The 16482-nt window shown below is 73.5% G+C and carries 12 protein-coding genes; 7 read left to right on the top strand and 5 right to left on the bottom strand.

Translation table 11 applies throughout. The features are described from left to right. Positions 1-15 precede the first annotated feature (15 nt). From metG to HF519_RS02655, 6 genes are all read left to right on the top strand, one after another. Positions 16-1806 carry a methionine--tRNA ligase gene (metG, locus tag HF519_RS02680; protein ID WP_169409999.1) on the top strand — a complete coding sequence of 597 codons (1791 nt, stop codon included), beginning with the start codon at positions 16-18 and terminating at the stop codon, positions 1804-1806. 52 nt (positions 1807-1858) lie between these two features. Further along, entirely contained in the window at positions 1859-2743 is an 885-nt protein-coding gene (locus HF519_RS02675; protein WP_169409998.1) for a TatD family hydrolase, read from the top strand. Between the two features lie 197 nt (positions 2744-2940). Further along, complete coding sequence (locus tag HF519_RS32140; protein ID WP_169409997.1) at positions 2941-4896, top strand: resuscitation-promoting factor; 1956 nt, start codon at positions 2941-2943, stop codon at positions 4894-4896. A 30-nt stretch (positions 4897-4926) separates the two neighbouring features. Next, entirely contained in the window at positions 4927-5808 is an 882-nt protein-coding gene (gene rsmA, locus HF519_RS02665) for a 16S rRNA (adenine(1518)-N(6)/adenine(1519)-N(6))-dimethyltransferase RsmA (protein ID WP_312859857.1), read from the top strand. An 83-nt stretch (positions 5809-5891) separates the two neighbouring features. Next, positions 5892-6857 (top strand): 4-(cytidine 5'-diphospho)-2-C-methyl-D-erythritol kinase, encoded by a 966-nt coding sequence (locus HF519_RS02660; protein WP_169409996.1) that lies wholly within the window; start codon positions 5892-5894, stop codon positions 6855-6857. Then, entirely contained in the window at positions 6857-8662 is a 1806-nt protein-coding gene (locus tag HF519_RS02655; RefSeq protein ID WP_169409995.1) for an ABC-F family ATP-binding cassette domain-containing protein, read from the top strand. Before HF519_RS02660 ends, HF519_RS02655 begins: the two co-directional genes overlap by 1 nt. A gap of 182 nt (positions 8663-8844) precedes the next feature. On the opposite strand, the gene HF519_RS02650 is transcribed toward HF519_RS02655, so the two are convergent. Then, positions 8845-10191, bottom strand: a complete 1347-nt coding sequence (locus tag HF519_RS02650; RefSeq protein ID WP_312859856.1) for a dipeptidase — start codon at positions 10189-10191, stop codon at positions 8845-8847. An 85-nt stretch (positions 10192-10276) separates the two neighbouring features. On the opposite strand from HF519_RS02650, the gene HF519_RS02645 reads away from it, so the two are divergent. Continuing rightward, the gene (locus HF519_RS02645) at positions 10277-11947 is read left to right on the top strand and encodes a fatty acyl-AMP ligase (protein ID WP_169409993.1); all 1671 of its coding nucleotides are present in this window, start codon (positions 10277-10279) and stop codon (positions 11945-11947) included. A gap of 122 nt (positions 11948-12069) precedes the next feature. Here HF519_RS02645 and pth read toward each other — a convergent pair whose 3' ends face one another. The 4 genes from pth to glmU all read right to left on the bottom strand — a co-directional run bounded on the left by pth (position 12070) and on the right by glmU (position 16344). Continuing rightward, on the bottom strand, positions 12070-12654 hold the full coding sequence (gene pth, locus HF519_RS02640) for an aminoacyl-tRNA hydrolase (RefSeq protein WP_169409992.1): 585 nt from the start codon (positions 12652-12654) through the stop codon (positions 12070-12072). Positions 12655-12657: 3 nt separating this feature from the next. Beyond that, entirely contained in the window at positions 12658-13317 is a 660-nt protein-coding gene (locus tag HF519_RS02635; RefSeq protein ID WP_169409991.1) for a 50S ribosomal protein L25/general stress protein Ctc, read from the bottom strand. 463 nt (positions 13318-13780) lie between these two features. Further along, on the bottom strand, positions 13781-14752 hold the full coding sequence (locus HF519_RS02630; protein WP_169410039.1) for a ribose-phosphate diphosphokinase: 972 nt from the start codon (positions 14750-14752) through the stop codon (positions 13781-13783). A gap of 5 nt (positions 14753-14757) precedes the next feature. After that, complete coding sequence (glmU, locus tag HF519_RS02625; protein WP_169409990.1) at positions 14758-16344, bottom strand: bifunctional UDP-N-acetylglucosamine diphosphorylase/glucosamine-1-phosphate N-acetyltransferase GlmU; 1587 nt, start codon at positions 16342-16344, stop codon at positions 14758-14760. Positions 16345-16482: the final 138 nt, after the last annotated feature.

Here is a 16482-nt window from a genome sequence, read left to right as displayed (position 1 = left end):
AATACGCTGGTAGTCATGAGTTCCCGCGTGCTGACCGCTGTGGCGTGGCCCTACGCCAACGGCCCGCGGCACATCGGCCATGTCTCCGGTTTCGGTGTGCCCTCCGATGTCTTCTCCCGCTACCGGCGGATGATGGGCGACCGGGTCCTCATGGTCAGCGGTACCGACGAGCACGGCACGCCGATCCAGGTGCAGGCCGACGCCGAGGGCGTGACCCCGCGCGAGCTCGCGGACAAGTACAACCGGGTCATCGTCGAGGACCTCCAGGGGCTGGGCCTGTCCTACGACCTGTTCACCCGGACCACCACGACCAACCACTACGAGGTGGTCCAGCAGCTGTTCCTGGCGCTGCACCGCAACGGCTACGTCGTCGCGAAGTCGGCGATGGGCGCGATCAGCCCGTCCACCGGCCGGACGCTGCCGGACCGCTACATCGAGGGCACCTGCCCGATCTGCGGCTACGAGAGCGCGCGCGGCGACCAGTGCGACAACTGCGGCAACCAGCTCGACCCGGCCGACCTGATCAACCCGCGCTCCAAGATCAACGGGGAGACGCCGGAGTTCGTCGAGACCGAGCACTTCTTCCTCGACCTGCCCGCGTTCGCCGAGTCGCTCGGCTCGTGGCTGTCCAGCCGCACCGACTGGCGGCCCAACGTCCTGAAGTTCTCCAAGAACCTCGTCGACGACCTCAAGCCGCGCCCGATCACCCGCGACCTCGACTGGGGCGTGCCGGTGCCGCTGGAGGGCTGGAGCGAGCAGTCGATGAAGCGGCTCTACGTCTGGTTCGACGCGGTGATCGGCTACCTCTCGGCGTCGGTCGAGTGGGCCCGGCGCACCGGCGATCCGGACGCCTGGAAGCAATGGTGGACCGACCCGGACGCCCAGGGCTACTACTTCATGGGCAAGGACAACATCGTCTTCCACTCGGTGATCTGGCCGGCGCTGCTGCTGGGCCAGAACGGGGAGGGCGACCACGGCGGTGAGCCGGGCGCGTTCGGCACGCTCAACCTGCCGAGCGAGATCGTCTCCAGCGAGTTCCTGACGATGAGCGGGTCGAAGTTCTCCACCAGCCGCGGCACCGTGATCTACGTGCGCGACTTCCTCCGCGAGTTCGGCCCGGACGCGCTGCGCTACTTCATCGCGGTGGCCGGCCCGGAGAACCAGGACACCGACTTCACCTGGGACGAGTTCGTCCGGCGCATCAACTTCGAGCTGGCCAACGAGTGGGGCAACCTGGTCAACCGCTCGATCTCGATGGCGCACAAGAACGTCGGCGCGATCCCGAAGCCGGCGGCGCCGACCGAGGCCGACGCCGAACTGCTCGCGTTCTCCCGCGGTGCCTTCGACACCGTGGGCGAGCTGCTCTCCCGCAGCCGGTTCAAGCAGGCGATCGGCGAGGCGATGCGAGTGGTCGGCGCGGCCAACCGGTACCTGTCGGACCAGGAGCCGTGGAAGCTCAAGGACGACCCGGACCGCCGGGACACGGTCCTGCACACCGCGCTGCAGGTCGTGCAGGACGCGAACACGCTGCTCACGCCGTTCCTGCCGCACGCCGCCCAGAAGGTGCACGAGGCGCTGGGCGGCACCGGGGTGTGGGCTGCGCAGCCGGAGATCCGGGAGGTGCCCGATCTCGGTGGCGGGCCGTCCTACCCGGTGCTGATGGGTGACTACGCGGCCGAGCAGGCCCGCTGGGAGTCGACGCCGATCGAGGTCGGCCGCCCGCTGCGGAAGCCGACGCCGATCTTCTCCAAGCTCGACCCGGAGCTCGGTGAGACCGGCCCGGAGTGGGCCCCGATCCAGAAGTGATCCCGATCCTCCACCGCGCCCACGCTGCTCATCGCGGTCACGGGGCCGGACGGTGAGCGGGGCCCACGGGCGTCGGGAGCGGCCGGAGCCGCCCGAGCCGTTGCCGGTGCCGACCGTCGACGCGCACACCCACCTCGACGCCTGCGGATGCGTGGACGCCGCCGACGTCGCCGCCGCGATGGACCGGGCGGCCGCTGTCGGGGTCACCCGCGCGGTCACGATCGCCGATGACCTGGCGGCGGCCCGGTGGGCGGTCCAGGCCGCGCAGTGGGACGACCGGGTGGCCGCGGCCGTCGCGCTGCACCCCACCCGCACCGCAGCGCTGACCGAGGACGACCACGCCGAGATCGAGCGGTTGGCCCGGGATCCGCGGGTCGTCGCGGTGGGGGAGACGGGTCTCGACTACTACTGGGACCACTCCCCGCCGCCGGCCCAGCAGGAGTCCTTCCGCCGCCACATCGACCTGGCCAAGCGGATCGGCAAGCCGCTGATGATCCACGACCGGGACGCCCACGACGACGTCCTGCGCATCCTCGCCGAGGAGGGTGCGCCGGAGGACGTGATCTTCCATTGCTTCTCCGGCGACGTCGAGATGGCCCGGCGTTGCGCCGACGCCGGCTACCTCATGTCCTTCGCCGGGCCGGTCACGTTCCGTAATGCCCGGGCGCTGCAGGAGGCAGCCGCGGAGGTTCCGGAGGACCTGCTCCTGGTGGAGACGGACGCGCCGTTCCTGACCCCGCACCCGCATCGCGGGCGGGCCGGAGAGCCGTACGTCCTGCCGTGGACCGTGCGCGGCCTGGCCGCTCTACGTGGCGTTTCCGACGAGCGGATCGCCGAGTGCGCCAGGCGTAACGCCGAGCGGGTGTTCCGGCTCGGCGAGCTGCCGCCGGGCGTGCGAAGCACCACGCCTGGCGCAGAGGGGGTTCGCTCGGCGTAGCTGAGCGGCCACTCGGCGCTCACAGCGTGTCGCGGGTACAGCGCCCGCAACGCCCCCCGTTACGGTTCCGTGATCGCTAAAGCCGGGGTGGGGAACGCTCCCCAGCACAGCGGACACGGTGGTCGGGGTGTCCCCCGACGTACGGCTCCGACCACCGTCGACGCTCTTCCTCCCCTGCCCGGTCCGACGAGGTCTGGATGCCAGTGGTCGATGTATCCGCGCGCGCGCAACGCCGGGCCGCCCGCGCCCGGCTCGGGCTGACCCCCACCCCGAGCCCGGTTCAGGCGGCTCCCTCGGAGGCCCCGTACCGCGACCGGTACGGGGAGGCGGAGGCGGAGTTCTTCCCGGAGCCCTCGGCTGCGCCGGACGGCCACGGTGTCGACCCCGACCGGGGCGCCAGGCGCACGGATCGCTACTCCGGGTCCGCCGATGTCGACGCGGACCCGCCCACCGGGCCGATCACCGTGTACACCGACGACCCGGTGACCGGCCCCATCGTGGTGGTCGACGACGAGGCGCCGGCGAGCCCCGCGCGCTTCGTCGCGGACGACGAAGCACCCACCGGGCAGTTGCCGCGGATCACCGACGACTTCCCGGGTGATGACGCCGCAACCGGATGCTTCCCGGCGGTGACCGCCGCGGCGTTCACCGCCGCGCGCGACGAGCCGTTCGCGGAGCCGCTCACCCAGCCCTTCGCCGCTGTGCCCGTGGCCACCGCCGGCGCCCGGCCGGTCACCGAGCCCGAGCCGGACACCGAACCGGACACCGAGCCACGGCTCGCCGCGGCCCTGGTGACCGCCGCGCCGGACGCCGCCGCGGAGTCCACCGCGGCGCTGACGCCGGCCGGTCGGGATGTCGAGGCGCAGCTCGCCGCTCCGCCGGATGCCGACGCGCGATCCACCGCCGCTCTGGCCACCGCTGCGCCGGACGTCGATGCGTGGACCGCCTCGGTTCCCGTCGCCGCGCCCGACAGCGATGTGCGGCCCGCCGCGGCTCCTGATGTCGCCCCGCCCGCGCCGCGGGAACCGGAGCGGTCCGGGCGCGGCCGGCTGCTGGCCAAGGCGACCGCGCTCGCCGCGCTGCTCACCCTCACGGCCGGCGGCGCCACCGCCCTCGCCATGGACAAGACCGTCACGATCACCGTCGACGGGCAGAACCGCACCGTGCACACCTTCGCCGACAGCGTGGCGGGCGCGCTCGGCTCCGCGGGCCTGGACACCGCTCCACAGGACCGCGTCGAGCCGGCCCTGTCCACCGACCTGTCCGACGGCGACCAGATCATCCTCAGCCGGGCCCGGATGCTGACGCTCGTCGAGGGCGGCCACGAGCGGAAGGTCTGGACCACGGCCGCGTCGGTCGACGAGGCCCTGCGCGGAATGGGCGTCGAGGTCGAGCCGATCCAGATGTCCATGTCCCCGGATGCCGAGATCCCGCTGAACGGCCTGCAGCTCGAGCTGCACGTGCCACGCAACGTGTCGCTCGCCGATGGCACCGGCGCCCCCGAGCCGCTGACCACCACGACCGGCACGGTCGGGGGGCTGCTGGCCGAGCGCGGGATCGAGCTCGGACCGGACGACGTCTCGGTGCCCAGCGCAGAGACCCCGCTGACCGAGGGCATGGCCGTCCACGTCGTGCGCAACGGCGTCGGCGAGGTCGTCGAGGTTCGCCAGATCGCCCCGCCCGAGCAGATCATCGAGGATCCGGAACTGCCGCGCGGCAAACGGCAGGTCGTCGAGCCGGGCGTCCCCGGCGAGCAGACCGCGATCATGCGGGTCTACGTGCAGAACGGCGAGGAAATCCGGCGTGAGCAGGTCCGGGCCGGTTCGAGCACGCCGCCGACCCCTCGGGTGGTCAAGGTCGGTACCAACGACGACGAGCCGGAGGTCCCCGTGATCTCCGACGGCACGATCTGGGACCGGCTGGCCCGGTGTGAGGCCACCGGGAACTGGGCGATCAACACCGGCAACGGCTACTACGGCGGGCTGCAGTTCGACGCCTCGACGTGGCGGGCCTACGGCGGCACCCAGTACGCGCCGCTGCCCCACCAGGCCAGCCGGGAGGAGCAGATCGCGGTCGCCACACAGGTCCGCGACGACCGCGGCGGCTACGGTGCGTGGCCCGCCTGCGCCCGCAAGCTCGGCCTGCCCCGGTAGGTGCATCCACCCGCACGGGATGATGGGTGGGTGAGTAGCACCCCGGAGGCGCTGGCGTCGCGGCTGCTCGGGCCCGCGGAGGTCCGCGCGCTGGCCGAGCGTCTGGACCTGCGACCGACCAAGCGGCTCGGGCAGAACTTCGTGCACGACCCGAACACGGTGCGGCGGATCGTGCGGGCGGCCGAGCTGACCGCGGACGACGTGGTGGTCGAGGTGGGGCCGGGCCTGGGGTCGCTGACCCTGGCCCTGCTCCCGGCCGTCGCCGCGGTGCACGCCGTGGAGATCGACCCGACGCTGGCCACCGCGCTCCCCGAGACCGTCGCCGACCGGGCACCCACGCTGGCCGGCCGGCTCACCGTGACCACCGCCGACGCGATGCGGGTACGGGCCACCGAGCTCGCCGCAACCGGCGCCGCGGAGCCCACCGCGATCGTCGCGAACCTGCCCTACAACGTCGGCGTGCCGGTGTTGCTGCACCTGCTCGCCGAGCTGCCGGGGGTGCGCCGTGGCCTGGTGATGGTGCAGGCGGAGGTGGCCGAACGGCTCGCCGCGGCACCGGGCAGCCGCACCTACGGGGTGCCCAGCGCGAAGCTCGCCTGGTTCGCCGCGGCGCGCCGGGCCGGCCCGGTCCCGCGCGCGGTGTTCTGGCCGGTGCCCAACGTCGACTCCGGCCTGCTGGCGTTCACCCGTCGCGAGCCGCCGCCCGGCGCGTCGCGGGAGGAGGTGTTCGCCGTCGTCGACGCGGCGTTCGCGCAGCGCCGCAAGGCGTTGCGGTCGGCGCTGTCGGGCTGGGCGGGTTCGCCGGCCGCGGCGGAACAGGCGCTGCGGGCGGCCGGGATCGACCCGCTCGCCCGCGCCGAGCGGCTCGACATCGCCGCGTTCGCCCGCCTCGCCGCCGCCCGCCTGGCCTGACGCCGCCGCTTCCCCGGCAACGCCGCCAGCGGTGTCGGCCACGCTCACGGGCTCCCTGGTCGCGACGCACGTAGGGTTGACAGGTGCTCGCCGCTGTCCCACCCCCGGTCACCGTGCGCGTCCCCGGCAAGATCAACCTGCATCTGGCCGTCGGCGCGCTGCGCGAGGACGGCTACCACGACCTCGTCACGGTCTTCCACGCCGTGAGCCTGTTCGACGAGGTCACCGTGACGATCGCCGACGATCCCGGCATCGAGGTGCACGGCGAGGGCGTCGCCGAGGTCCCCCTGGGCCACAGCAACCTGGCCTGGCGGGCCGTCGAGCTGCTGTCCCGGCACGCCGACCGCGACCCGGACGTCCGGGTGGTACTGCGCAAGGGCATCCCGGTGGCCGGCGGAATGGCCGGTGGCAGCGCGGACGCGGCGGGCGCACTCGTCGGGCTGGCCGCGCTGTGGAAGCTGGACCTGACCCGCGACGAGCTCTCCCGCATGGCCGCCGAGCTCGGCAGCGACGTCACGTTCGCGTTGCACGGCGGCACCGCACTCGGCACCGGCCGCGGCGAGCAGATCGTGCCGGTGCTCTCCCGGCACCCACAGCACTGGGTGATCGCCCTGCATCGCCAGGGCCTGTCCACCCCCACCGTGTTCCGCGAGCTCGATCGGCTGCGCGGCGACACCGAACCGAAGGAGCGACCCGTCGAACCGGTGCTCGAAGCCCTCGCCTGCGGAGACCCCCGCCAGCTCGCACTCTCGCTGGGCAACGACCTGCAGGCCGCTGCGGTGAGCATGGCCCCCGACCTGCGCCGCACGCTGCGCGCAGGGGTGAACGCCGGAGCCCTGGCCGGGATCGTCTCCGGCTCCGGCCCCAGCTGCGCGTTCCTCTGCTCCAGCGCCGACGCGGCGGTCGAGGTCGCCACCGAGCTGGCCGGGGTCGGGGTCTGCCGGACCGTCCGGGTCGTTCACGGCCCGGTGCCCGGCGCCCGCGTCGTCGACCCGCACGAACCACCGTCCGGTCCCCCGACCGGCTCCTGGCCGCCGGTGCGTGCCTGATGGCCGGGCAGAAGGGAGCGGGGCAGAACCTCGTCAACCTGGAGTCCGTCACCGCGCACGTCCCCGGGGACGCCTCGCGCGTGCTGCTCGACGCCGTGTCCCTCGGGGTGGAGCGCGGCGAGCGGATCGGCGTCGTCGGGCTCAACGGCGGCGGCAAGACCACGCTGCTCGACATCCTGTCCGGGCGCCGCGCGCCGCAGGGCGGGCGGGTCAGCCGCCTCGGCGGAACGAGGCTCGCGCACCTGCTGCAGGGCGACGCGTTGCCGGCCGGAGCCCGGATCCGCGACGTCGTGCTCGCGGAGTGGGAGGGCGCCGGAGACCACGAGTGGGCGTCGGATGCGAAGGTCCGCGACGTGCTCGACGGCCTCGGTCTCACCGATCTCGAGCGCACGGTGGACGGGCTCTCCGGTGGGGAGAAGCGCCGCGTCGCGCTCGCGGCGACGCTGGTGGGCGACCCGGACCTCGTCGTCCTCGACGAGCCGACCAACCACCTCGACGTCGAGGGCGTCGGCTGGCTGGCCGAGCACCTGCTCGCCCGGCGCTGCGGGCTCGTGGTCGTCACGCACGACCGGTGGTTCTTGGACGCCGTCTGCACCCGGACCTGGGAGGTCGCCAACGGGCGCGTCGAGAGCTACCTGGGCGGCTACGCGGACTGGGTCTACGCCCGCGCGGAGCGGTCCCGGCAGGCCGATGCCGCCGAGCAGCGCCGCCGCAATCTCGCCCGCAAGGAGCTGGCCTGGCTGCGCCGGGGCGCCCCGGCCCGGACCTCCAAGCCCCGGTTCCGGATCGAGGCCGCCGAAGCGCTGATCGCCGACGTGCCGCCGCCACGCAACACCGTCGAACTGCTCGGCTTCGCGACCAACCGGCTCGGCAAGACCGTGCTGGAACTCGAGGACGCCACCGTGCGGATCGGTTCGCGCGTGCTGCTGGACCAGGTGACCTGGCGGCTCGGCCCGGGCGACCGGATCGGGATCGTCGGAGTCAACGGCTCGGGCAAGACGACGCTGCTGCGCTCGCTCACCGGGCAGCGCCCGCTCGACGGGGGGAAGCGGGTGCAGGGCTCGACCGTGCAGCTCGCCGAGCTGACCCAGGAGCTCGTCGACCTGCCGAAGGACATGCGGGTACTCGAGGCCACCGAGGCCGTCGCGAAGTACGTGCGTCTGGGCAAGCTGGAGCTGACGGCGTCGTCCGTGCTGGAGCGGCTGGGCTTCCCGGCGTCGCGGCAGTGGACGCCGGTGGGTCAGCTCTCCGGCGGCGAGCGGCGACGGCTGCAGCTCACCCGGCTGCTCATGGCCGAGCCCAACGTGCTGCTGCTCGACGAGCCGACGAACGACCTCGACGTCGACACGCTGGCCAACCTGGAGGACCTGCTGGACGGCTGGCCGGGAACGCTCGTGGTCGTCAGCCACGACCGGTACCTGGTGGAGCGGGTGTGCGACACCGTCGTCGCCCTGTTCGGCGACGGCAGGATCACCCACCTGCCCGGCGGGATCCAGGAGTACCTGGCCCGGCGCGCTGCGTCCGGCGACGGGTCGGCGCCCTCCCGGCCGGCCTCCGCGCGCCCCGCCGCCGCCCCGGCGGCGAGCAACGCCGACCTGCGCGCCGCCCGCAAGGAGGCCGCCCGGTTGGAGCGGCGGATGGAGACGCTGCACGCCAAGGAGGAGAAGTTGCACGCCCGGCTCGCCGAGGCGGCGACCGACCCGGCGCGGCTGATGGAGCTGAACGCCGAGCTCAAGGCCATCGTGGCGGAGCGGGAGGGTGTCGAGCTGGAGTGGCTCGCCGCGGCGGAGCTGGCCGAGTCCTGACCCGCGAGTCGGGGTCAGCCCGTGGGCGAGTCGGGGTCAGTCCGTGCGCGAGTCGGGGTCAGCCTGTGCGCGAGTCGGGGTCAGCCTGTGCGCGAGTCGCGGTCAGCCGGTGGGCGAGTCGGGGTCTGGGCGCGAGTCGAGTCTGTGCGCCCCCGGCCGCGCGGCCCTGACCGCCCGGTCGGTCAGCGGGTCAGCTCGGCCAGCAGCAGCGCCTCGGCCAGCACGCCCTTGCCGAACATCTCCAGGTGCAGGCTCTCGTCGATGCCGTGCCAGCGGCTGGCCGGGTCACCGACCCCGGTGACCAGCACGGACGCGCCCGGGAACGTGCGGGCGAACTCGGCGATGAACGGGATCGAGCCGCCGATGCCCATCTCCACCGCCGCGGTGCCGAAGGCCTCGGCGAACGCGCGGCGGGCGGCGTCGTAGGCGGCCCCGCTGCTGTCGAGGCTGAACGGTTCCGCGATCCCGGGGCCCGGGGTGACGGTGACCCGCGCGCCCCACGGGACGTGCGACTCCAGGTGCGCGGCCAGCGCCCGCTGCGCGCTGACCGCGTCCTCGCCGGGCGCGAGCCGCATGCTGACCATTGCCCGGGCCCGGGGAACGAGCACATTGGAGGCCTCGGCGACGCGCGGCGCGTCGATGCCCAGCACGGCGACGGCGGGGGCGTGACAGGTGCGCTCGGGCAGCGTCCCGGTGCCGATCAGTTCGACGCCGTCGAGCAGCCCGGCGTCGGAGCGGAACGTGGCCTCGTCCATGTCCGGCGCGTCGGAGTGCCCGTGCACCAGCCCGGGGACCGCCACCCCGCCCTTGGCGTCGTGCAGCGACCCCAACGTCGTGCACAGCGCGGTCAGCGCGTCGCCGATCGGGCCGCCGTACACCCCGGAGTGCACCGGGCGCTCCAGCATCGCGACCTCGACGGTGCAGTCCACCAGGCCCCGCAGGCTGGTGGTGAGCGCCGGGACGTCGACGGCCGGGTTGGCGGCGTCGGCGATCACGATGACGTCGGCGGTGAGGAGGTCGCGGTGCTCGGCCAGCAGCGTGGTCAGGGTCGGGGAGCCGGATTCCTCCTCGCCCTCGATGAACAGGGTGACCCCGACCGGGGGTGTGCCGTGGTAGGCGCGCAGTACCGCGAGGTGGGTCATCACGCCGGCTTTGTCGTCGGCGGCGCCGCGGCCGTAGAGGCGGCCGTCGCGTTCGGTGGGTTCGAACGGGGGGCTGGTCCAGTGCTCGTCGCCGCCGGTGGGTTGGACGTCGTGGTGGGCGTAGAGCAGCACCGTGGGCTGGCCTGGTGGTGGCGGCCAGTGTGCGATCACCGCGGGGGCCCCGCCCTCGGCGGCGACGATCCGGACGCTGGGGGCGCCGGCCCCGCGGGCGAGTTCGGCGACGGCCGCGGCGCTGCGGTGGGTGTCGTCGGCGTGCGCGGGGTCGGCCCAGATGCTGGGGATGCGGACCAGCCGTTCCAGGTCCGCCCGGGCGGACGGCAGTGCGGCGGTCACGGCGGCGGCGAGGTTCTCACGCGGATCCGACACGCCGGGTGATCCTACGCCCGGCGGCATGATCGCTCGGGTGCGGCTGCAGGGGGACCGGGCACCCCGCGGCCCGTAGGCTCGCGCCATGTCCCGGTTCCTCGCGATGTTGCTGGACACCGCCGTGCGATCCGATCGCGGCATGACCACGGGGGAGCCGGGCGAACCGGTCCGCCGTACCTGGCCGCAGGTGCACGCCACCGCACTACGGATGGCCGCGGCGCTGCAGGCCGGCGCCGACGGTGTCCCGGCTCTGCGCCGCGGGGGAGCGGTGGCGGTGCTGGCCGGGGAGCCGGCGTCGATCGGCCCCGCCGCGCAGGCGGTGTGGCTGTCCGGGGGCAGCGTGACGATGCTGCACCAGCCGACGGCCCGGACCGACCTCGTCACCTGGGCCGCCGACACCGTGACCGTGCTGGAGATGATCGGCGCCGAACTGGTGCTGCTCGGTGCCCCCTTCGACGCGCTGGCCCCGGTGCTCACCGAACGCGGCATCGCGTTCCGGCTGATCGACGCACTGGCGGACGGCGACGCCGCTCCGGTTCCGGTGGCCGCCGAGATCGCCGATGAGGACGACACCGCCCTGCTCCAGCTGACCAGCGGCTCGACGGCCGAGCCCAAGGCCGTCCGGATCACCCACCGGAACCTGCACGCGAACATCACCGCGATGGTCCAGGCCGCGCAGCTCGACATCGGCCGCGACGTGATGGTGTCGTGGCTGCCGCTGTTCCACGACATGGGGATGGTCGGGTTCCTGACGGTGCCGATGGTGACCGGGCTGGAGCTCGTCACCGTCACCCCGTCGGACTTCCTCGCCCGCCCGCTGCTGTGGGCACAGCTGATCTCGAAGTACCGCGGCACGGTCACGGCCGCGCCGAACTTCGCCTACGCGGTGCTCGGCCGCCAGCTCGCCCGGGCGGAGGAGGGCGCGCTGGACCTCGCCAGCATGCGGTTCGCCCTGAACGGCGCCGAGCCGATCGACCCCGACGCCGTCGACGCCTTCACCGCGGCCGGTGCGCGTTTCGGGCTGAGCCCGGACTCCGTCGTGTGTGCCTACGGGATGGCGGAGACCGCTCTCGGGGTGTCGTTCGCGCCCTGCGACACGGGGTTGCAGGTCGACCACATCGACGCCGAGCAGCTCGAGGCCAACCGCCGGGCCGTGCCCGCGAGCTACGGTCCCACCCGGCGGTTTCCGAAGCTGGGCCCGCCGTTGCCGGGCATCGAGGTGCGGGTGGTCGGTGACGACGGGACGGTGCTGGGCGAGCGGCAGGTCGGGGTGTTCCAGTTGCGCGGCGAGTCGGTGACGCCGGGCTACCTGACCGTTGACGGGCCCGTGCCCGCTCAGGACGCCGACGGCTGGCTCGACACCGGCGACGAGGGCTACCTGGCGAACGGTGTCGTCGTGGTCTGCGGCCGGCGCAAGGACGTCATCATCATGGGCGGGCGCAACATCTACCCGACCGACATCGAGCGCGCCGCGGCCGAGGCCGACGGGGTACGCGCGGGCAACGCGGTGGCGGTGCGGCTGGCGGCAGGGGAAGGCCGGCACCGGGAGTCGTTCCTGGTCGCGGTGGAGTCGCGGCGCGCAGGCGACGCCGAGGCCGAGCAACTCATCCGCAAGGACGTCACGGCACGGGTGGTGGCGGCCGCGGGGGTGCGCCCCGCCGAGGTCGTGGTGCTGGCGCCCGGCAGCCTGCCGAAGACCCCGTCGGGCAAGCTCCGTCGCGCGGCCACCGGCGATCTCCTCGCCGCCCGCGTCTGACGCCCACCCAGACCCGCGCACCCACAGCGTCCCGGGCCACAGCGGGGTGGCTCTACTGCGACTGGATCGCAGCAGAGCCACCCCGCTGCGTCGACGGCGCGGCGGTGGTGGGTTGCGGGGCGTCAGCCCGAGAGGGCGTGGAAGCGGTTCTGCGCCGGCTCCAGGCCCTCGCGCAGCAGGGCCTCGGCGGCGTCGGCGGCCAGGTCGACGGCGAACTCCAGGTCCTTGCGCTCCGCGGCGGAGAACCGCTTGAGCACGAAGTCGGCCGGATCCTGCCGCCCGGGCGGGCGACCGATGCCGAATCGCAACCGCAGGTAGTCACGGGTGCCGATGGACGAGCTGATCGACCGCAGCCCGTTGTGGCCGCCCTCGCCGCCCCCGCGCTTCAGCCGGATGACGCCGAAGCCGAGGTCGAGATCATCGTGGACCACGATGATGTCCTCGGCAGGCACCGAGAAGTACTTCGCCAGCCCGGCGACCGGCCCACCGGAGACGTTCATGTACGTCCGCGGCTTGGCGAGCACGACCCGCCGTCCGGCCAACCGGCCCTCGAACACGTCGGCGTTGGACCTGTGGGCTTTGAACCGGCCACCGCCGGCCCGCGCCGCCAGGAGATCGACGACGCCGAAGCCGACATTGTGCCGGGTCTCGGCGTAGTCGGGCCCGGGGTTGCCGAGCCCGACCACCAGGGCTGGGCCCGGCGCCATGGATCAGCTGCCCGACGAACCGGTGGAGCCCTCGGCCGGGGCCTCGGCGGCCTCGGTGGAGGGGGCCTCCTCGACCACGCCGGCGCCCTCGGTGTCGATCTCGGCCTCGAGGTCCTCGGCGGTGGGCGCGGCGACGACGTTGGCGACGAGCTGCTCGGGGTCGCCGCGCAGCTCGACGCCGGCGGGCAGCTGCACCTGTCCGGCCAGGATCTGCGTGCCGACGGCGGCGCCCTCGACGGACACCTCGACGCTCTCCGGGATGCTGGAGACGTCGGCCTCGACCTCGATGGTGTTGAGCTCCTGGGTGACCAGGCTGCCGGGGGCGGCGTCGCCGTGGATGATCACCTGGATCTCGACGACGACCTTCTCGCCGCGACGGATCACCAGCAGGTCGACGTGCTCGATGTACGGGCGGATCGGGTGCACGACCACGGTCTTGGTCAGCGCGAGCTGCGGTGCGCCGTCGACGTTCAGCTCGAGGACCGCGTTGCGGCCCTGCTCGCGGACGACCCGGGCGAACTCGAGCGACGGGAGCGCGAGGTGCTGCGGGTCGGTGCCGTGCCCGTAGAGCACAGCGGGGATCTTGCCGGCACGGCGGGCCCGGCGGGCGGCGCCCTTGCCGAACTCGGTGCGGGTCTCGGCGTCGATGCGGGCCTCGGCCACGGTACTTCTCCTCGATCAGGCGTTCCGGAATGTGACGCGCGGCGAGGAACCGGTCAAGCCGGCCCGGCGTCGATCACGGCGGGCCCATCGAGCACACCCGCCCTCGCCGCGGAACTGGAACGAGGATACGCGACGGGCCGGTGCCGCCTGACGGCCGGGTCCGGGCCACAAGGCTCCGACCAGCGATGCCGTGCCATCGGGCCGCCCACCCGCCCCGCCGCGCCCGGTACGGCCGGGCGGATCGCCGCGACGGGTGCCGGACCCGGCCGGCGTCGAGCCGGTATCGCGGCCCCCGACCCGGCGTCCCGGACGCGACCCGCGGCCAGGTGCTCGTCGAGGCTGCTGGCCGGGTGCCGGTCTGGCGGGGCTTCGGGTTCCCGCGGGGTGGGCGCGATCGCCCTGCAGCAGCACGACGGCCCGATCCGCAGCGCGGATCGGGCCGTCGTGACGTGCCGGGTGCGGGTCAGGCGTTCCCGTCGAACAGGCTGGTCACCGACCCGTCGTCGAACACCTCGTGGATCGCGCGGGCCACGAGCGGTGCGATGGAGAGGACCGTCATGTTCGGGAACCGCTTCTCGTCCGGGATCGGCAGGGTGTCGGTGAAGACCACCTCGCGCGCGCCGCAGCCCGACAGCCGCTCGGTCGCCGGTCCGGAGAGCACGCCGTGCGTCGCCGCGATGATCACGTCGGCGGCACCCTCGGCGAGCAGCGCCTCCACCGCCTTCGACACCGTGCCACCGGTGTCGATCATGTCGTCGATGACGACGCAGGTCCGGCCCTGGACCTCGCCGACGACGCGGTTGGCCACGGCCTCGTTCGGCTTCATCGGGTCGCGGGTCTTGTGGATGAACGCCAGCGGGGTGCCGCCCAGCGCGTCGGCCCAGCGCTCGGCGAGCCGGACCCGGCCGGAGTCGGGGGAGACCACCGCGAGTTCGCGGTCGGCGTAGGTCTTCTTGACGTGGTCGGCGAGCACCGGCAGCGCGAACAGGTGGTCCACCGGGCCGTCGAAGAATCCCTGGATCTGGGACGTGTGCAGGTCGACCGTCATGATCCGGTCGGCGCCCGCCGTCTTGAACATGTCGGCGATCAGGCGGGCCGAGATGGGCTCGCGGCCGCGGTGCTTCTTGTCCTGCCGTGCGTAGCCCCAGAACGGCATGACCACGGTGATCCGCTTGGCCGAGGCGCGCTTGAGCGCGTCGACCATGATCAGCTGCTCCATGATCGCGTCGTTGATCGGGGCGGAGTGCGACTGCAGCACGAACGCGTCGCAGCCGCGCACGGACTCCTCGAACCTGACGAAGATCTCACCGTTGGCGAAGGAGTACGCCGACTGCGGTGTGATCGTGACGTCGAGCTCCTTGGCCACCTGCTCGGCCAGTTCCGGGTGGGCCCGCCCGGAGAAGAGCATGAGGTTCTTCTTCGGGATGGCCGACATCGCGCTCACCGTGCTGTGCCTCCTCGGCCGGGGTGTCCGGTCTCGTCCGCTGCTTGTGTGCCGGGGCCGGGCGCGGGGTCGAGCGCCGTGGCGTCGGCCTTCTCCGCGGCATCGGCCGCTGGGGTACCCGGGCGGTTCTTCCGGACCCACCCCTCGATGGTGCGCTGTGACCCGGCCGACACGGCCAGCGCCCCCGGTGGGACGTCGTGGCGCAGCACGGTCCCGGCGCCGGTGTAGGCGCCGTCGCCCACACTGACCGGAGCGATGAACATGGTGTCCGAACCGGTCCGGACGTGGGATCCGATGACGGTCCGGTGCTTGTTGACGCCGTCGTAGTTGACGAAGACCGATGACGCCCCGATGTTGCTCATCTCACCGATCGAGGCGTCGCCCACGTAGGTCAGGTGCGGGACCTTGCTGCCCGCGCCGATGTCGGCGTTCTTCACCTCGACGAAGGTACCGATCTTGCCGTCCTCGCCGAGCCGGGCGCCGGGCCGCAGGAAGGCGAAGGGGCCGACGGACGAGCCGGTGCCGATCACCGCACCGCTGCCGTGCGTGCGGACGACGGTGGCACCGGCTCCGATCTCGCAGTCGGTCAGCGTGGTGTCGGGGCCGACCTGGGCCCCGGTGCCGATCACGGTGGCGCCGTGCAGCTGGGTGCCCGGGTGCAGGACGACGTCGGTGCCCAGCTGCACCTGCACGTCGACCCAGGTGCTGGGCGGATCGATCACGGTCACCCCGGCGAGCATCCAGCGCTCCAGCACCCGCCGGTTGAGCTCCGCGCGGGTCTCGGCGAGCTGCACGCGGTCGTTCACGCCGCGGACCAGCCACTCGTCGGGGCAGCGGACCGCGCCGACGGTGGCGCCGTCGGCGGCCGCGATGCCGACCAGGTCGGTCAGGTACAGCTCGTTCTGGCTGTTCTCGGTGTCCAGCCGGCCGATCGCGGCGGCGAGGAAGCCCGCATCGAAGGCGTAGACCCCGGAGTTGACCTCGGTGATCGCGCGCTGGTCGGGGTCGGCGTCCTTCTGCTCGACGATGCCGGTGACCGTGCCGGCACTGCGCAGGATGCGTCCGTAGCCGGTCGGGTCGTCCAACTCGGTGGTCAGCAGCGTCACCGCGGCGCCGACCGCGGTGTGCTCGGCGAGCAGGGCGGCGAGCGTCGCGGTGTCCAGCAGCGGAACGTCACCGCAGCTCACCAGCACCGTCCCGCGCACGTCCGCGGGCAGCGCCGCGAGCCCGGCCCGCACCGCGTCACCGGTGCCGAGCTGCTGCTCCTGGACCGCGGTCAGCACCGGCCGGGCCAGCTCCTCGCCGAGGTCCGCGGCGGCGCCGGCGACCTGCTCGCGGGCGTGTCCGACGACCACCACGAGGTGTTCGGGGTCCAGCGCCGCAGCCGCGTGCACCGCATGGCCGAGCAGGCTGCGGCCACCGATGGCGTGCAGGACCTTCGGGACCGCGGAGCGCATCCGGGTCCCCTCCCCGGCGGCCAGCACGATCGCGGCGGCCGGTCGGCTCGTCCCGTTCGGATCCGTCGAAGCGACGGGATCGGGAGCCCCGCCGGATCGATCGTGTCCGCCGTGACGATCGGGCATGGGCCCCACTCCTTGGCTCGTTACGTCCGCGCGTCGGCGCCGGTCCGCTGGAACGACGGGAGCCGTTCGGCAACTGAGCGGTGACGCGGCGTCCGCGACGGACCGGATCCTACGGCGTCCGGAATGCATCCGGTCCCT

The sequence above is a fragment of the Pseudonocardia bannensis genome (assembly GCF_012911875.1).
In the GTDB taxonomy this organism is placed as follows: domain Bacteria; phylum Actinomycetota; class Actinomycetes; order Mycobacteriales; family Pseudonocardiaceae; genus Pseudonocardia; species Pseudonocardia bannensis.
The sequence above is the reverse complement of the archived record's forward strand: the minus strand, read 5'-3'. Positions and strand labels throughout refer to the sequence as shown.